At 75.0% G+C, this 17,837-nt stretch carries 10 protein-coding genes and 2 pseudogenes; 6 read left to right on the top strand and 6 right to left on the bottom strand.

The window, feature by feature from the left end; all coding sequences use genetic code 11:
• Both PYV61_RS07790 and PYV61_RS07785 read right to left on the bottom strand, forming a co-directional pair.
• A partial coding sequence (locus PYV61_RS07790; protein WP_275830052.1) for a serine/threonine-protein kinase occupies nt 1-953 on the bottom strand: 953 nt, incomplete at its 3' end.
• Nucleotides 954-976: 23 nt separating this feature from the next.
• Complete coding sequence (locus tag PYV61_RS07785) at nt 977-3,055, bottom strand: serine/threonine-protein kinase (protein ID WP_275830049.1); 2,079 nt, start codon at nt 3,053-3,055, stop codon at nt 977-979.
• Between the two features lie 347 nt (nt 3,056-3,402).
• Here PYV61_RS07785 and lon point away from each other — a divergent pair, with 347 nt between their 5' ends.
• On the top strand, nt 3,403-5,997 hold the full coding sequence (gene lon / locus PYV61_RS07780; RefSeq protein ID WP_275830047.1) for an endopeptidase La: 2,595 nt from the start codon (nt 3,403-3,405) through the stop codon (nt 5,995-5,997).
• Nucleotides 5,998-6,061: 64 nt separating this feature from the next.
• Here the strand turns inward: lon and PYV61_RS07775 are convergent, their stop codons facing one another.
• A complete protein-coding gene (locus tag PYV61_RS07775; protein WP_275830046.1) occupies nt 6,062-6,640 on the bottom strand; it encodes a nucleoside deaminase in 579 nt (192 codons plus the stop codon).
• 20 nt (nt 6,641-6,660) lie between these two features.
• Nucleotides 6,661-8,691: a PBP1A family penicillin-binding protein gene (locus PYV61_RS07770; RefSeq protein WP_275830044.1), complete on the bottom strand. Its 2,031-nt coding sequence runs from the start codon at nt 8,689-8,691 to the stop codon at nt 6,661-6,663.
• On the opposite strand from PYV61_RS07770, the pseudogene PYV61_RS26610 reads away from it, so the two are divergent.
• The 3 genes and pseudogenes from PYV61_RS26610 to PYV61_RS07760 all read left to right on the top strand — a co-directional run.
• Nucleotides 8,597-9,652: pseudogene (locus tag PYV61_RS26610) on the top strand (nitrilase-related carbon-nitrogen hydrolase); the annotation flags it as partial. The gene PYV61_RS07770 and the pseudogene PYV61_RS26610 sit on opposite strands and share 95 nt — an antisense overlap.
• A gap of 393 nt (nt 9,653-10,045) precedes the next feature.
• Nucleotides 10,046-10,849 (top strand): annotated as a pseudogene (locus PYV61_RS26605) (NAD+ synthase); the annotation flags it as partial.
• 151 nt (nt 10,850-11,000) lie between these two features.
• Entirely contained in the window at nt 11,001-11,642 is a 642-nt protein-coding gene (locus tag PYV61_RS07760) for a L,D-transpeptidase family protein (RefSeq protein WP_275830040.1), read from the top strand.
• A gap of 107 nt (nt 11,643-11,749) precedes the next feature.
• Here PYV61_RS07760 and PYV61_RS07755 read toward each other — a convergent pair whose 3' ends face one another.
• Nucleotides 11,750-12,754 (bottom strand): PEP-CTERM sorting domain-containing protein, encoded by a 1,005-nt coding sequence (locus PYV61_RS07755; protein ID WP_275830038.1) that lies wholly within the window; start codon nt 12,752-12,754, stop codon nt 11,750-11,752.
• A gap of 133 nt (nt 12,755-12,887) precedes the next feature.
• Between PYV61_RS07755 and PYV61_RS07750 the strand changes: the two genes are divergently transcribed.
• Complete coding sequence (locus PYV61_RS07750; protein WP_275830036.1) at nt 12,888-16,043, top strand: sialidase family protein; 3,156 nt, start codon at nt 12,888-12,890, stop codon at nt 16,041-16,043.
• Nucleotides 16,044-16,050: 7 nt separating this feature from the next.
• Nucleotides 16,051-17,256 (top strand): crosslink repair DNA glycosylase YcaQ family protein, encoded by a 1,206-nt coding sequence (locus PYV61_RS07745; RefSeq protein WP_275830034.1) that lies wholly within the window; start codon nt 16,051-16,053, stop codon nt 17,254-17,256.
• 3 nt (nt 17,257-17,259) lie between these two features.
• Here PYV61_RS07745 and PYV61_RS07740 read toward each other — a convergent pair whose 3' ends face one another.
• On the bottom strand, nt 17,260-17,679 hold the full coding sequence (locus PYV61_RS07740; RefSeq protein ID WP_275830032.1) for an HNH endonuclease: 420 nt from the start codon (nt 17,677-17,679) through the stop codon (nt 17,260-17,262).
• Nucleotides 17,680-17,837: the final 158 nt, after the last annotated feature.

Here is a 17,837-nt window from a genome sequence, read left to right as displayed (position 1 = left end):
CACAGAACGACATGGCTACGATCCGACTTGGCGTCGGCGGGCGGCGCGGGCGGGGGCGGCGGCGTCGCGGGCGCGGGGGACGCCGCAGCGGGGACGCCCATCGCCTCGCCCGCGCGCGGGTCGAGCAGCACGCGGCGGAAGGTCGCCGCGTCGGGCCAGCGGTCGGCGGGCTTCTTGGCCAGCGCGCGCTCCAGCGCCTGCGCCAGCGCCGCCGGCACCTCGGGGCGCAGCTCGGCGATCGGGCGCGGCGTCTCGCCGACGTGCTTGATGAGCATCGCCGTCGCCGACGCGGCGTCGAACGGGAGCTGCCCGGTGAGCAGCTGGTAGCCGACGACGGCGAGCGCGTACTGGTCGGTGCGCCCGTCGACGCCCGCGTCGCCCATCGCCTGCTCGGGGCTCATGTACGCGGGCGAGCCGATGGCGACGCCGGTGACGGTGAGCCGCAGCTCCTCCTCGGCGGCGCGCGCGATCCCGAAGTCGGTGACGACGGCGCGTCCGCTCTCGCGGTCGAGGAGGATGTTGTCGGGCTTCACGTCGCGGTGCACGACGCCGTGGGCGTGCGCGTACGCCAGCGCGTCGGCCACCTCGGCGAGCAGGCGGCGCGCCTCGTCGATCCCCGCGCGCCCGACGCGCGCCATGCGCTGCCCGAGCGTCTCCCCCTCGACGAGCGCCATCGCCAGCCAGGCCACGCCCCCCGTCTCGTCGGCGGCGTACACCGGCACGACGTGCGGGTGCTGGAGCTGCGCCGACGTCTGCGCCTCGCGCAGGAAGCGCTCGCGCACCCCGCTGCGGAACGCCAGCTCGGGGGGGAGCACCTTGAGCGCGACCGTGCGGCGGAGGCGGACCTCGCGGGCGCGGTAGACCACCGACATGCCGCCGCGCCCCAGCTCCTCCCCGACCTCGAAGCGGTCGCCGATCGCGGCGACCACGCGGTCCCGCAGCGGATCGCTCATGCCTGCGGCGCCCGGCGCGGCGGTCAGCCGCGCCCCGGCTGCGGCTCGCGCGCGCCCGCGCCGCCGGCGCCCAGCACGTCGTCGGCGGCGCCGACCAGGCCGTCCACCTCGCGGGCCAGCGCCATCGCGCGCTCGGCGACCGAGGTCACCTGCAGCGGCGACGAGCCCGAGCCGGTGCGCAGGCGCACGAGGTCGATGCGCATGTTCTGGAGCGCGAGGCGGCAGTTCTCGAGCTTGGACGCGGCGGCCTCGCGCCGGCGCCCGACGTCGGTCAGCGCGCGGCGCTGGCGCTTGAGCACCGCCAGCCGCTTCACGCGCGTCTCGGAGCGCTCGCGGTCGAGCGGGTTGGCCTCGGCCTCGAGGCGCGTGATCTCGGCCTCCACCTGCCCCACGTCGCCGCCGACGCCCGAGCGATCGAGGTCGGCGACGATGCCGGCCAGCGCCTCGACCTTCTCGGCCAGCGCGCGCGCCGAGGGCTCGACCTCGGGGATGCGCGCCCGCTCGGGCTTGGGCATGGTGGCGAGCAGGCGCAGGATTTCGTCGCGGTCGGCGGCGGCCTGGCGCACGACCTCCGCCTGCGCGCCGAGGTCGGCGACCGGGCGCGGCGCGGGGAGGGCGGGGTCGCCGTAGCCGGCGGCCGGGCCGCCGCCGGGCGGCAGGGCGCGGTAGCTGGCGGTGTTGCGGCGCCGCCGCTCGCGCTCGCGTAGCCGCGCGCGCTTGTCGCGGTCGAAGAAGGCCTGGACGTTCTCGACCCCCTCGGCGGCGACGTCGGCGAACAGCCGCTCGCGCGGCTCGCGCAGCACGTCGTGCCAGTCGAAGCCGTTGGACCAGAGCTTCGCGTACTTGAAGGCGATGTAGACCGCCCACAGGCCGAGCGCGCCGAAGAAGTCGGCGTCGCCGAAGACGCCGACCACGAACAGCACGGACCCGATGATCGCGAACCACCCGAGCTTGCGGCGGAACTCGACCACGCGCGGGTCGTCCCACCGCCGCTCCTCCTCGGCGGTGGTCGTGAAGGCGTCGACGTCGCCGGTCTGGCCGAGCGGCGCGGGGAGGCTGCCGTACGGGCGCGCGTCGCCGTAGTCGCCGAACCCACCGAACGACGCCGGCGCGGTGGGCGCCGGCGCGTACGGGGCGGGGCCCCGGGTCGGGGTGTTCGGTCCCGGCGGGAGCGGGGCGTGTCGCGCCTGCTGCGGCGGCTGCGTGGTCGCGAAGCTGGCGGGCGCGATGGGCGCGCTGCCGCGCAGCACCGCCTCCAGCTCCGCGGCCCCGCTGAAGCGCTGCGCCGGCTCCTTCTCGAGCAGGCGCATCACGATCGTGTTCAGGTCGGGCGGGCAGTCGGGGCGGCGCTGGTTGACCGGGACCGGGCGCTCGGACAGGTGCTTCACGAGCATCGCCGGCGTGCTGGTCGCCTGGAACGGCAGCTCGCCGGCCAGCATCTGGTAGGCGACGACGCCGAGCGAGTAGAGGTCGGAGCGGCCGTCGATCTCGCGATCGCCGGCGCTCTGCTCGGGGCTCATGAAGGCGGGCGTGCCGATGGCCATCCCGGTGGCCGTCAGCCGCGCGTCGCTCCCCTCGATGATGGCGCGGGCGATCCCGAAGTCGGTGACGAGCGCCCGGTCCTCGTCGGTGTCGAGGAGGATGTTGTCCGGCTTGATGTCGCGGTGCACCACCCCGCGCGCATGGGCGTAGGCCAGCGCGTCGGCCACCTCGGCGAGGATCCGGCGGACGTCGGAGACCGGGAGCGGCCCGCGGTCGTGGATGCGCTTCCCGAGGTTGTCCCCGTCGACGCACGCCATGACGAAGTAGACGAGGCCGTCCACCTCGTCGACCGAGTAGATCGGGACGATGTGCGGGTGCGACAGCTGCGCCGCGGTCTCGGCCTCGCGCAGGAAGCGCGAGCGGATCTCGGAGCGGTAGGCCAGCTCCGGGGGGAGCAGCTTGATCGCGACGTGCCGCTTGAGCCGGCGGTCCCGGGCGCGGTAGACGATCCCCATCCCCCCGCGCCCGATCTCGCGATCGAGCTCGTAGGCCGACGCGAGCGCCCGCTCGACGACGGTGCGCAGCTCGTTCTCGGAGGTGGTGACGACGGGCTCGGGCACTCGGGGGTCCGCAGCGGGGGGGGCAAAACTAGTGTAGCACCCCGGCGGGGTCCGGACCAGGGACGACCGTCGCCCTCGGCCGCCACGCCGGCCCCGCCGATCCGGCAGGGGCACCCGCGGTCCTACGTCACCGCCGCAGCGAAAAGTTGCAGGCGGGGGACGCCGGCCCGCCGCGATGGCCGGCCCCGGGAGCGCGGTTCGTGCAAGATCGGGACGGCAGCAGTCGGCGGCGGGCGGTCCGGGGGGCACCTCTCCCGGGCCGCCCCGCATGCCGGAACGCGGCGGGGGCGCGGCCGGTTGACCCGAGCGGTCGACCGCCCGCCCCCGCCCCACTCCCCGAGCACACCATGGCACAGCGCCAGACCCTCCCCGTCCTGCCCCTGCGCGGGACGGTCATCTTCCCGGGCGTGACCCAGCCGATCGCGGCCGGGCGCCCGGGGACGCTGCGCGCGATCGAGTCGGCGCTCAAGGGCGACCGGGTCGTCTTCGCGGTGGCGCAGCGCGACAACACCGACGAGCCCACCCCCGAGATCCTGTACTCGACGGGCGTGATCGCCCGCATCGGGCAGATCCAGCGCGGGCTGGGCGGCGTGCAGCTGCTGCTCCAGGGCGAGCAGCGCGCCACCGCCCTCCAGTACAGCACCACCGAGGGGCACCTCACGGCCGTCGTGATCCCGGCGGAGGAGATGCTCCCGCTCAACGAGCGCGACCCGGCCTTCGAGGCGCTCCACAAGGAGACGCGCGAGCGGGCGGCCGAGCTGGGCGAGCGCCGCGGCCTCCCCGAGGAGGTCGTGCACCAGGTGCTCGACTCGGTCACCGAGCCCGGCAAGTTCGCCGACCTCGTGGCCGGCTACATCGAGCTGACCGTCCCCGAGAAGCAGGGGCTGCTCGAGACGCTGAGCGTCGAGGAGCGGCTGCGCCGGGTGCTGGTGCACGTGCAGCGGCAGATCGGGCTGCTCGAGGCGCAGGAGGACATCAAGAGCGCCGTCCAGGAGGAGCTGGGCGAGCGGCAGCGCGAGATGTTCCTGCGCGAGCAGATGAAGGCGATCCAGAAGGAGCTGGGCGACGACGACCAGAGCAAGGAGCTGGAGGAGCTGCGCGAGAAGCTCGGCAAGCTCGAGCTCCCGAAGGAGGCGCGGCAGGAGGTCGAGCGCGAGCTGGGCCGCCTCGAGCGCGCCGGGCGCGAGTCGATGGAGGCGCAGGTCATCCGCACGTACCTCGAGTGGATCGCCGAGCTGCCGTGGAACACGCGCTCCGACGACCAGCTCGACCTCAACCGCGCCAGCGCGATCCTCGAGGAGGACCACTACGGGCTGCAGGACGTGAAGGACCGCATCCTGGAGTTCCTGGCGGTGCGCGAGCTGCGCGCGCGCCAGGTGGCCGAGGAGGTCGAGAAGACGGGCGAGGTGCCGGCGGCCAAGCTGATGCCCGACGGCGACGACGCGACGCCGACGCTGCAGACGAGCACCAACGACGCCGAGCGGCAGATCACCGACGCCAAGGAGGCGAAGGCGCGGGCGATGGCGCGCGGCCCGATCCTGCTCTTCACCGGCCCGCCGGGCGTGGGCAAGACGTCGATCGCCAAGTCGATCGCCAAGGCGCTCGGGCGCGAGTACGTGCGCGTGGCGCTCGGCGGCGCGCGCGACGAGGCCGACATCCGCGGCCACCGGCGCACCTACGTCGGCGCGCTGCCGGGGCGCATCATCCAGGGGATGAAGCAGGCGGGCAGCAAGAACCCGGTGTTCCTGCTGGACGAGGTGGACAAGCTGGGGCACGGCTTCCAGGGCGACCCGGCGGCCGCGCTGCTCGAGGTGCTCGACCCGGCGCAGAACAACGCGTTCGTCGACCACTACATGGGCGTGCCGTTCGACCTGAGCGAGTGCCTGTTCATCGCCACCGCGAACTTCCCGCAGAACATCAGCGGCCCGCTGATGGACCGCATGGAGGTCGTGGAGTTCGCCGGCTACACCGAGCGCGAGAAGGCGGAGATCGCGAAGAAGTACCTGATCCCGCGCCAGCTGGAGGAGAGCGGGCTGGGGGACAAGAACGTCGCGTTCACCGACGACGCGGTGATGCGCATCGTCTCCGAGTACACGCGCGAGGCGGGGGTGCGCCAGCTGGAGCGGCAGGTGGGCGCGGTGGCGCGCAAGGTGGCGCGCCGCGTCGCCGGCGGCGACCTGGAGGTGCTGGCCGACAACACGATCGACGCCGCCGAGGTGCGCGAGCTGCTCGGGCGCCCGCGCGTGCACCCCGAGAAGGTCGGGGAGCGCAACGAGGTGGGCGTGGCCACCGGCATGTACTACACGCCGATGGGCGGCGACATCATGTTCATCGAGGCGGCGATCCGGCGCCTCACGGGCGCGCGCCGCTCCAACGACTCGGCCGACGACCAGATGCAGGTCAGCGGCTACGGCAACGTGTCGCTGATCCTCACCGGCCAGCTCGGCGACGTGATGAAGGAGAGCGCGCGGGCGGCGATGACGTACGCGACCACGCACGCCTCGTCGCTCCAGATCCCCGAGGACCGGCTGGGCTCCATCGAGGTGCACGTGCACGTCCCGCAGGGGGCGATCCCGAAGGACGGGCCGAGCGCGGGCACGGCGATGAGCACGGCGATCGTCAGCGCGATGAGCGGGCGCCCGGTGCGCCGCGACGTCGCGATGACGGGCGAGGCGACGCTGCGCGGGCGCGTGCTCCCGATCGGCGGCGTCAAGGAGAAGGTGCTGGGCGCCCACCGCGCGGGGATCACCACGATCATCCTCCCCAAGGCCAACGAGGCCGACATGGAGGACATCCCGGAGGAGGTGCGCTCGCAGCTCACCTTCCACACCGTCGACACGCTCGACGAGGTGTTCGACCTGGCGCTGCTGCCGGCCGCCAAGCCGGTGAACACGCCGAAGACGGAGATGGAGGTGGCGGAGGAGGAGGCCGCGCTGCGGTAAAGGGCTGCGCGCCGGACGCTGCGGGCTGCGGGTTCGAATCCGCAGCCCGCAGCCCGCGGTCGTTTCAGCCGTTGTAGATCGCCCCGCCGAGCGCGCGGTACAGGTCGAACACGGCGACCGCCTCGTCGCGCAGCAGCCCGTGGCGGATCTCGAGCCCCTTGCGCTTGAGGTACGCCCACGACGACGCGAACACCGGCCCCTCGTCGAAGCGGAGCAGCATCGCGTCGTCGCGGGTGGCGCCGCAGAGCACGCGGCGCACGCCGCTCCAGAGCGTGGCGCCGAGGCACATGGCGCACGGGTCGCAGCTGGTGGCGAGGGTGTGGACGGGCATCCCCTCGCCCGCCAGCGAGAAGGCGCCGACGCGCGCCTGCGCGAGCTGGAACGCCATCATCTCCGCGTGCAGCGTGCAGTTGTTCAGCCGCACCACGCTGTTCACGCCGACGGCGACCACGCGCCCCGTCGCCTCCTCGAACACCGCGGCGCCGAACGGGCCGCCGGCGCCGCGCGCCACGTTCTCGCGCGAGAGCGCGATGGCGAGGCGCATCTTGTCCTCGTCGGTGGCGTAGGCGCGCTCCCAGTCGACCACCTCGTCGACCCAGTCGGGGAGCGCGATCGCGACGGCGGGCGGGCGCGGCGTGTCCATGGCCGCGGAATGCTAACCGGTCAGCGCGGCGCGAGCACCGGCCCGGCGCGGAACAGCGACCACGGCGTGAAGGTCGCCGCCCCGGGCTCGGTCCCCTCGAGGAAGTACTCCGTGTAGCGGCGGTCGGGGGGCGTGGTCGAGTCGGCGGGGAGCCCCGTCTGGCGGTCCAGGAGCACCGACACCAGCCCGGCGGGCGGCGTCCAGTTCCCGGCGGGGCGGTTGCCGTACCAGCGCGCGACCATCTGCCCCCAGATCGGCGCGGCCAGCGTGCCGCCGGCGGCCCCGCTGGTGATCGTCTTCGGCGTGTCGAACCCGATCCAGACGCCGGCGACCAGGTCGGGGGTCATCCCCACGAACCAGACGTCGGCGTTGTCGTTGGTCGTCCCCGTCTTGCCGGCGACCGGGATGCGCGCCGGGACGTAGCGGCGGACCGTCGACGCGGTCCCGTGCTCGACGACGTCGCGCATCATGTCGCGCACCACGAAGGCGACGCGCGGGTCGAGGGCGAGGGTGGGCGCCGCCTCGGGCGGGCTCCAGACCGCCTTGCCGGTGCGGTCCTCGACGCGCGCCACCAGGCGCGGCTCGACGGACACGCCGAGGTTGGCGAAGGTCGCGTAGGCGGTGACGAAGTCGAGCGGCTGCACCACCGAGGCGCCGAGGGCGCTCGACGGGTAGGGGGCGATGGGGGCGCGGATCCCCATGCGGCGGGCGAGCGCGATCACCGAGTCGCCGCCTAGCTGCTGCCAGAGCTGCACCGCGACCGGGTTGCGCGAGCGCGCCATCGCGGTGCGCAGCGGGACGATGCCGAGGAAGCTCTCGTCGGAGTTGTCGGGGGCGTAGATGCGCCCCTCGGGCATCCGGATGGCGATCGCCGTGTCGCCCACCGGCGCGTTGGGAGCCAGCCCCGCCGACAGCGCGGCCGCGTAGACGATCGGCTTGAACGAGGAGCCCGGCTGCCGGTTGCCGTTGACCGCGCGGTCGAACGGCGAGTCGGCGAAGTCGCGGCCGCCGACCAGCGCGCGCACCTCGCCCGTCCCCGGGTCGACGGCGACCACCGCGCCCTGCAGGTACTGCGGCGCGGTCCCGCGCTTCGCGCTGTCGGCGTGGAACTTCGCGTAGGTCGGGTGGCGCCACCCCGGGCGCTGCTCGAGCGCGTCGAGCTGCTCGCGCAGCGCGGTGACCGCGGCCTGCTGGAGCGCGGGGTCGAGCGTCGTGTGGATGCGGTAGCCGCCCTCGCGCACCGGGACGCCGGCGCGCTCGGCCTGCAGCCGCACCACGTCGACGAACCAGGGGGCGACGACCGCCATCCCGCCGTTGGGGACGGTGCGCACCGGCTCGCGCTGCGCGGCGGCGGCCTGCGCGGCGGTGATGAACCCCTGCTCCGCCATCAACGCCAGCACCGTGTTGCGGCGCTCGCGGTTGCGCGCCGGGTAGCGGCCCGGGTCGTACTGAACGGGGCTCTTGGGCATCGACGCCAGCGACGCCGCCTCGGCGAGGGTGAGGCGGGCGGCGGGCTTGCCGAAGTAGTGGCGCGCGGCGGCGTCGATCCCGTGCCAGCCGTGGCCGAAGGCGATCGTGTTGAGGAACGCCTCGAGGATCTGCTCCTTGGAGTAGCGGCGCTCCATCTCCAGCGCCGCCTGCTGCTCGCGCAGCTTGCGCCCCGGGCCGCGGTCGCGGCGGTCGATGACGTCGGGGTGCATGTTGCCGACCAGCAGCTGCGTGATCGTGCTGGCGCCGCGCACCTCGCCGCGCACCGCGTCCTTGAGCGCGCCGGCGATGCCGACGACGTCGACGCCGTTGTGCTGGTAGAAGCGCTTGTCCTCGACCGCGATGAAGGCGGCCGGCACGAAGCGCGGCAGCGTGCGCAGCGCGACGCTCGTGCGCACCTCGCGCCCGAACTCGCCGATCATCGCCCCGTCGCGCGCGTAGACGACGGTCGACTGCGGGAGCGGCACGATGCGCCACGGCTCCGGCTGTTGGGCGCGGGCGGGCGACGCGGCGGCGGCCGACGCGGCGGCGACGGCCGCCAGGAGGAGGGCGCGGAGGGGCATGCGGGCGGAGGGGGGACGGCTGCGGCAAGATACACCGGGCCGTACGCGGCGAGCCCGGGATCGTGCCAGGGCACGACGCCCGGCGGTGACCCGAGTCACGCGAAGTCCGCGCGTTGCCCCCGCCGCGCGTTCCGGCCACGTTTCCGTCATGGCCCACCACCCGCTGACGCTCGCCGTCGTCCAGTTCCGCCCCGTGAAGGGGGACTACGCCGCGAACCTGGCGCGCCTGGGCGCGCTGCTCGCCGACTGCGCGGCGCTCGACCCGCGCCCGGACGTCGTGCAGCTCCCCGAGACGGCGCTCACCGGCTACTTCGTCGAGGGCGGGGTGCGCGAGCTGGCGGTGACCGCCGGGACGGTGGCGCGCGACGTCGACGCCGCGTACCGCGCGGCGGCCGGCGCGGGCGCCCCGCCGCTCGACGTGGTGGTCGGCTTCTACGAGGTGTGGCGCGACACGCTGTACAACAGCGCCGCCTACGTCACGGTCGGCGGCGACGGGTGGAAGATCCGCCACGTCCACCGCAAGCACTTCCTCCCCACCTACGGGCTGTTCGACGAGGAGCGGTTCGTCGAGCGCGGGCTGGAGCTGCGGGCGTTCGACGCGCCGTGGGGGCGGGCGGCGATCCTGGTGTGCGAGGACGCCTGGCACTCGCTGACCGGGACCATCGCGGCGCTCGACGGCGCGCGCGTGGTGTTCGTATCGTCGGCCGCGCCAGCGCGCGGGATCTGGCCGCGCGACGACGGCGTCCCGGGGCCGGCGAGCGTGGCGCGGTGGGACCGGCTGGTGCGCGACATCGCCGAGGAGCACGGGGTGTTCGTCGCGCTGGCCAACCTGGTCGGGAGCGAGGGGGGGAAGAGCTTCGGCGGCTCCTCGTCGGTGGTCGGGCCGCGCGGCGACGTGCGGGTGCGCGGGCCGGTGTTCGAGGAGGCGATCCTCTCGATCACGGTCGACCTGGCGGACCTGACGCGGGCGCGCGCCGACTCGCCGCTGCTGAACGACCTGCGGGTGGCGATGCCGCACCTGCTGCGCACCCTCGACGCGGTGCGGCGCGAGACGCCGACGCCGCTGGCGTACGACCCGCCCGCGCCGGCCGCCGAGCCGCACGGGCTGGTGGCGGCCGACGAGCGCGGGGCCGGAGCGCCCGACGGGCGCGGGACGCCCGAGGTCGGCTCGCCGGGCGCGAAGGCGTCCCCGAGCGTGCCGGACCCGGCCGACGCGTCGCGTGCCGAACCGACGCGGGGGGGGCGCCCCGGACGGCACGATCGCGCCGACGCGACCGCGACGCCGACCCGCGGCGGGGCGTCCGCGGTCGCGGTCACCCGCGTCGCCCTCGCCGACCACGGCCTCCCCCCGTCGCTCGACGTCGACACGGCGCTCCTCGAGGAATGGCTGGTCGCCTTCCTCCGCGACGAGTTCGCGCGCCGCGGCTTCCAGAAGGCGGTCGTCGGCTGCTCGGGCGGCGTGGACTCGGCGGTCACGACCTTCCTGGCGGCGCGCGCGCTCGGCCCCGCCAACGTGGTCGCGGTCCGGATGCCCTACCGGACCTCCAGCGCCGACTCGCTCGCCCACGCCCAGCTCGTCATCGACGCGTGCGGGGTCGAGGCACAGACGATCGACATCTCCCCGGCGGTCGACGGCTACCTCGGCCACGAGCCCGACGCCGACCCGGCGCGCCGCGGCAACGTCATGGCCCGCACGCGGATGATCGTCCTGTTCGACCAGTCGGCGAAGTACCGGGCGCTGCCGCTGGGCACGGGGAACAAGACCGAGCGTCTGTTCGGCTACTTCACCTGGCACGCCGACGACTCGCCGCCGGTGAACCCGCTCGGCGACCTCTACAAGACGCAGGTCTGGGCGCTCGCCCGGCACCTCGGCGTCCCGTCGGTCATCGTCGACAAGCCGGCGTCGGCCGATCTCGTCGCGGGGCAGACGGACGAGGGGGACTTCGGGATCAGCTACGCCCGCGCGGACCTGATCCTCAACTGGCTCCTCCACGGCTACGCCCCCGACGCCCTGGTCGCGCGCGGCTTCGCGGCCGACGAGGTCGAGCGGGTGCGCAAGCGCCTGTCGGGGACGCACTGGAAGCGCCGCCTCCCCGCCGTCGCCATGGTGAGCCCGACGGCGATCGGCGAGGCGTACCTGCGCCCCGTGGACTACTGAACGGCAGAGCCCGCATCGTCAACGCGGGCAACGGGTTAGAAGTCCATTAAGACCCGCGTCCGCGGTTGCCAGCGCACCATCCGTTCGTCACCTTGGTGAGGCCGGCCGCGCACTGCGGCCGGCGCGACATCCCACGCTGCACCCGACGACGATGCGCCGTTCCCTCGTCGCCGCGGTGATGCTCGCGTCCCTGGCCGTACCCGGCGTCCTGCGCGCCTCGGCCGAGGACGGCATCGCCGCACGCCCCGTGACCCGCACGCCCGTTCCGCGCCCGCCCCTCGGCCGGCCGAACGGGACGCCGACGGTCGCCCCCAAGGGGACGCCCGCCACCACGCTGGTGAACGAGAAGCGCGCCGTCGGACTCGGCGTCGCCCCCGACAGCCTGGTCGTCGAGAAGGCCTTGCGCCGCCTGACCTTCTGGGCCGGCGGGCTGCCGATCCGCACCTACGACGTCGCCCTCGGCGGCAGCCCGACGGGGCACAAGGAGCGGCAGGGCGACCGCCGCACCCCCGAGGGGCTGTACCGGATCGACGCCCGCAACGCGAAGAGCAAGTTCCACCGCGGGCTGCACGTCTCGTATCCGAACGCCGACGACGTCGCCCGCGCCCGCGCGCTCGGCGTCGACCCGGGGGGCGACATCATGCTCCACGGCCTCCCCAACGGGCAGGGGAACGTGGGCGCCGCGCACCGCACCTGGGACTGGACCAACGGCTGCGTCGCGATGACGAACCAGGAGATCGAGGAGCTGTTCGCCTCGGTGCCGGTGGGGACGCCGATCCGGTTCCTGCCGTAGGAGCGTCGAGCGTCGAGCGGTGAGCGTCGAGGGGGGCTTCGCGGTGGGGACAGATCGTCCCGCACGCGGAGCCCCCCTCGACGCTCACCGCTCGACGCCCGCGCGCGTCACCCCGCGCGGGCGGGACGGCGACGGGCGCGCGCCACTCCGGCGACCGCGAGCAGCCCGGTGGCGAGGAGGACGACGGTCGACGGCTCCGGCACCACGGCCGGCGCGCCCGACGCGAGCACGAGCCCGGCCCCGGTCGTGAACCGATAGCCCGCCGACACGTCCGCGCCCCGCGCGTCGAACGCCTGCGCGGCGATCAGGCGCGCCGTGTCGAAGAAGTCCGCGCGCTGGAGCCCGCCGACGATGTGCACGGGGAGGGCGGTGGGGTTGGCGATCACCGCGCCCAGCCCGAAGAAGGCGGCGAAGTCGAAGCGGCCGTCCGGCCCGACCGCGAAGTCGTGCGACCCGACGAACCCGTCGACCACCGCCGACCGGCCGCCCGTGTAGGTCGACGGCGCGTGCGTCCCGACGAAGGTCGCGCCCGGACGGTCGACCGTCTGCGAGCCGTCGAGCCCCAGGATCACGCGCGACGTCGCGGCCGACGACAGGGTCGGCGCGAACCAGGTCGCGGCGAACACGGTCGACGTCCCGAGGTTGCCGGTCGTGAGCCCGAACGCCTCCTCCATCGTGCCGTCGATCGCCAGCCAGAGGCGCACGCGGTCGGGGAGGGGCTGGCCCGAGAGCGGCGTCACGAGCATCCGGTCCTGGAACAGCGCGCTGACGAACGTCTGCACGCTCGCGCCGGGCGCCAGGTCGTAGGTCCCGGGCGTCGCCCCCTCGAGCCCGATCTCGAGGCGGGCGCGCAGGACGCCGTTCGTGCTCGCGAGCGCCGCCGCCGAGTTGGTGGTCGGCGTTCCGCCCGGGAGCGCGGCCGTGCAGTCGCCCGACAGCTCGGCCTGCACCGGGTCCGTGTCGACCGCGAGGCAGAGGGCGGGCTGGCCGCTCGGGAGCACCGACCGCTGGACCGCCGCCGCGGGGGCGTTCTGCGCCGCGGCGGTCGAGGCGGCGAGGACGGCGGGGACGAGGAACGTCCGGACTGCGCGCAGGATCGTCGGCTCTCTCATGGTGGCGGGAGCAGTACGGGTCGCACGACCGTCGGGTGCGTGCAATATCGTGGCACAGGGGGACCGCGCCAGTCCCCGGCAGCGCGACCGCCGCGCGGCGCGTAGAATCCCCGCGTCCCACACCCCCCGCCCCATGCCGATCCGCATCCGTCTGGCCGCCGGCGCGCTGCTCGCCGCGGCCCTCGTCCCCTGCCCCGCCGCGCGCGCCCAGTCGGGCGCGTCGGCCGCGCGCCCCGCCGTCGACCCGTCGCTGTTCGACGGCCTGCGCTGGCGCATGGTCGGCCCCGCGCGCGGCGGCCGCGTCACCGCGGTCGCCGGCGTGGCGTCGGAGCCGCACACCTTCTACTTCGGCGCGACCGGCGGCGGCATCTGGCGCACCACCGACGCCGGGCAGAACTGGGTCAACCTCTCCGACGGGCAGATCCTCGAGGGGTCGATCGGCGCCGTCGAGGTGGCCCCCTCCGACCCGAACGTCCTCTGGGTCGGCACCGGCTCGGACGGGCTGCGCAGCAACGTCTCCCCGGGGCGCGGGATCTACCGCTCCACCGACGCGGGGAAGACGTGGCGCAACGTCGGGCTGCGCGAGAGCGGGCAGGTGGGCGGGATCCGCGTGCACCCGCGCGACCCGAACACCGCCTTCGTCGCCGCGATCGGCAACGCGTTCAAGCCGAACGCCGAGCGCGGCGTGTTCCGCACGCGCGACGGCGGGGCGACGTGGGAGAAGGTGCTCTTCGTGTCCGACAGCACCGGCGCGGTGGACGTCGAGTTCAAGCCCGACGACCCGAACACGCTCTACGCGTCCATGTGGCGCGCCGAGCGCAAGCCGTGGACGATCATCTCGGGGGCGTACGAGGGCGGCATCTACAAGAGCACCGACGGCGGCACGACCTGGAAGAAGCTCGAGGGCGGGCTGCCGAAGGGGCTGTTCGGCAAGAGCAACGTCGCGGTCAGCGCCGCCGACCCGCGGCGCGTCTACGCGCTGCTCGAGGCGGCGAGCGGCGCCGGCCTGTGGCGCTCCGACGACGCCGGCGACACGTGGACGCGCGTCAACGGGCAGCCGACGCTCATCACGCGCCCCTTCTACTACACGACCATCGGCGCCGACCCGACCAACGCCGACGTGGTGTACGCGGGCGCCGAGGGCTTCTTCAAGTCGACCGACGGCGGGAAGACGTTCCGCGGCATGTCGACGCCGCACGGCGACAACCACGACATCTGGATCAACCCGCGCGACGGGAACGTGATGATCCAGGCGAACGACGGCGGCGCGAACGTCTCGCTCAACGGCGGGCGCACCTGGAGCACGCAGTACAACCAGCCGACCGCCGAGATCTACCAGGTCTACCTCGACGACCAGTACCCGTACCGGCTGTACGGCGCGCAGCAGGACAACTCGACGCTCATCGTCCCGTCGCTGCCGACCACCGCGTCGTCGCCCGACGACCCGATCCAGAGCTGGCGCCAGGGCCCGGGGTGCGAGACCGGCCCGATCATGCCGCACCGCACCAACCCCGACACGGTCTACGGGTCGTGCAAGGGGCAGTTCAGCCGCCTGTCGCTGCGCACCGGCAACGAGTGGCAGTCGTGGGTGGGCGCGCAGTCGCTCTACGGCAACCCCGGCAAGGACCTGATCTACCGCTTCCAGCGCGTCTCGCCGATGGAGGTGAGCCCGCACGACCCGAAGACGCTCTACTACGGGTCGCAGCACGTGCACCGCACGCGCGACGAGGGGATCACCTGGGAGCGCATCTCCCCCGACCTCACGGCGAACGACCCGGCCTACCAGTCGAAGGTCTCGGGCGAGCCGATCACGATCGACGTCACGGGCGAGGAGTACTACAGCACGCTGTACGCGATCACCGAGTCGCGCGTCGAGCCCGGGGTGATCTGGGCGGGCGCGAACGACGGCCCGGTGCACGTCACGCGCGACGGCGGGCGCACCTGGAACAAGGTCACGCCGCCGATGCCGCCGGGCGGGCGCGTGCAGACGATCGAGGCCTCGCCGCACCGCCGCGGCGCCGCCTACGTCGCGGTGCTGCGCTACCTGCTGGGCGACGCCAAGCCGTACATCTACGCCACCAACGACTACGGCCGCACGTGGCGGCTGCTGACGACGGGCGACAACGGGATCGGCGCCGACGAGCCGACGCGCGTGGTGCGCGAGGACCCGGCGCGCGCCGGGCTGCTGTACGCGGGCACCGAGTTCGGCGCCTACGTGTCGTTCGACGACGGGCGCCGCTGGCAGCCGCTCCAGCTGAACCTGCCCAACGTCCCGATCACCGACATGAAGGTGCACCGGCACGACGTCGTGATCTCGACGCAGGGGCGCTCGTTCTGGATCCTCGACAACGTCACCCCGCTGCACGCGCTCGCCGACTCGGCGCAGCGCGGGCGGCTCGCGTCGGCGCCGGCGCACCTGTACCGCCCGCGCGAGGCGGTGCGCATGCGCTACCGCGCCGGCTTCGGCGGGCTGGAGGCCGAGCGCACCGCGACGGCCGACCCGCAGTACCCGCCCGCCGGGGCGATGGTCGACTACTGGATCGCGCGCGCGCCCGAGGGGACGGCGACGCTCGACATCCTCGACTCGACGGGGACCGTGCTGCGCTCGATCGCCAGCGCCGGCGCGGGCGAGCGCACGCAGGCCGCCGAGGGGAACATGCGCGCGCCGGCGGTCGAGCGGACGGGGACGCCGCGCCTCGACGTGCGCCCGGGGCTCCGCCGTTTCGTGTGGGACTACACGCTCCCCGGCCCGCTCGACGCCACCGGGCGTCCGGGGCGCGGCGGGCCGTCGGTGCCGCCGGGGCGCTACACCGCGCGCCTCACGATCGCCGGGAGCGGCGCGCCGTGGACGATGTCGCAGCCGCTGGTCGTGCTCCCCGACGCTCGGCAGACGCGCGACGGCGTCACGCCCGCCGTGATGCGCGCGCAGCTCGCCCACAACCTCAAGGTGCGCGACCTGGTGAGCGAGGCCAACCGCCTCGCCGCCCGCGTGCGCGAGGCCCGCACCCGCTTCAACGGCGCGCCGGCCAACACGGTGCAGCGCGACTCGCTGCGCCTGCTGCAGGAGCTGGAGGACAAGCTGATCACGCCCTCCATCCGCTACAGCCGCCCCGGGCTCCAGGCGCACATCGGCTACCTGTACTCGATGACGACGCAGGCCGACCAGCGCGTGCCGCGCGACGCGACCGAGCGCTACACGGTCCTGCGCCGCGAGCTCGACGCGCTGCAGGCGCAGGCGCGCCGCCTCCTCGGCCCCGACCGCGCCACCACCGCGGCCATCCAGGAGTAGCGGGCCGGTGGACCTCGCGAAGCTCCGCGCCTGGTGGTGGGCGCGGCAGGGACTCGACGGCGCGCTCGACGGCGCCGAACCCGGCGCGGTGCTCGCCCGCTCCGGGTGGGCGCGCTCGGTGGGCGGCGTCGGCCCGTACCTGACGCTGTTCGCGCGCGCCGGCACCACGCGCGCCGCCGCCGACGCCGCGGTGGCGGCGCGCGAGATCCACGAGCTGCCGGCGGCGCGCGGGTGCACCTACGTCGTCCCGCGCGAGGACTTCGCGCTCGCCCTCGCCGTCGGCGACGGGTGGCGCGAGCCGGAGCTGCGCACCGCCGAGAAGCTGGGCGTCACGCGCGACGAGGTCGAGCGGCTGTGCGAGGCGGTGCTCGGCGCCCTCGCCGGCAGCGCGGCGCTGGAGCCGGACGCGATCCGCGCCGCGGTCGGCGACCGCGCGCGCTCGCTCGGCGACGCCGGGAAGAAGAAGGGGCTCTCGACCACGCTGCCGCTCGCGCTGGGGCAGCTGCAGGCGCGCGGCGAGATCCGGCGCGTCCCGGTGAACGGGCGCCTCGACCAGCAGCGCTACGCCTACGTGCGGTGGGACGACGGCCCGCGCACGGCGACGCGCCCCGCCCCCGACGACGCGGTGCGCGAGCTGGCGCGCCGCTTCTTCCGCTGGGTCGGGCCGGCGACGATGGCCGAGTGGCGGTTCTTCTCGGGGCTCGGCGTGAAGGCCGCCAGGGAGTCGGTGGCCGCGCTCGACCTGCGCCCCGCCGAGCCGGGGAGCGACCGGCTGCTGCTCCCCGAGGACCTCGCGGCGTGGCGCGACTTCGCGCCGCCGGGGGCGCCGGCCTACGCGCTCGTGTCGAGCCTCGACGCGATCACGGCGACGCGGCGCGAGGTGGCGACGCTGGTCGACGACGCCGACCGCGCCCGCGCCGTGCTCGTGGACGACGGCAGGACGCGCGACCTCGGCGCGCTGAGCGACCTGCCGAGCCACGCGATCCTGGAGCGCGGGCGGCTGGCGGGGCTGTGGGAGTTCGACGCCGACGCGGGGACGATCGCGTGGGCGACGCTCGACGGGCGACGCGACGCCGGGCTGGAGGCGGCGGTCGCGCGCACGGAGCGGTGGGTGCGGGACGAGCTGGGCGACGCGCGCTCGTTCAGCCTCGACTCGCCGAAGAGCCGCGCGCCGAGGCTGCGAGCGATCCGCGCGATGGACGCGCCGCGCTGAGGGTCAGGCCGCGCAGGCGAGGCTGACGGCCCGCCGCGCGTTGCGCTTGAGCGCGCGGTGCACCGCGCGGGCGTAGCGCATGAAGTTGAGCCCCGCCCACGGGAAGCGCAGGAAGAACTCCTGCGGCAGCAGGTCCCCCTTGAGCCGGTTGCAGCGCACGCACGACGCCACGAGGTTCCCCGGCACGTCGGTCCCGCCGTGCGCGCGCGGGTAGACGTGGTCGAGCGTCGCGGTCTCCCGCTCCAGCGGCGTCGCGCAGTACACGCAGCGGCGCCCGCAGTCGCGCAGGGCGGCCGCCTTCAGCGAGCGCTTGACGGCCAGCTCGGCGGGCGGCTCCGCGGCGCCGAAGCGGCGGCGGGGGCGGCGCGGCAGGCGCGCGAGCGCGGTGCGGGGGATCGTGCGGCGGCTCGACGGTCGCGGCATTCGTCCTCGCGGGTGCGGGAGGAAATCGAGACGCCCCGCGGCGAGCAGGTGCTCGGCGGCGGGGCGTGATGGCGACGGGGGTGCGACGATGCGCCGCGGTGCGGCGCGCGGGCGTGCAGGGCGGCGCGCGGCGTCGGCGGCGCCGCGGGGGGCGCGGA

This window comes from Roseisolibacter sp. H3M3-2 (genome assembly GCF_029211165.1).
Classification (GTDB): Bacteria; Gemmatimonadota; Gemmatimonadetes; order Gemmatimonadales; family Gemmatimonadaceae; genus Roseisolibacter.
Note: the sequence above shows the minus strand (reverse complement) of the source record. Positions and strands in the feature narration are given on the sequence as shown.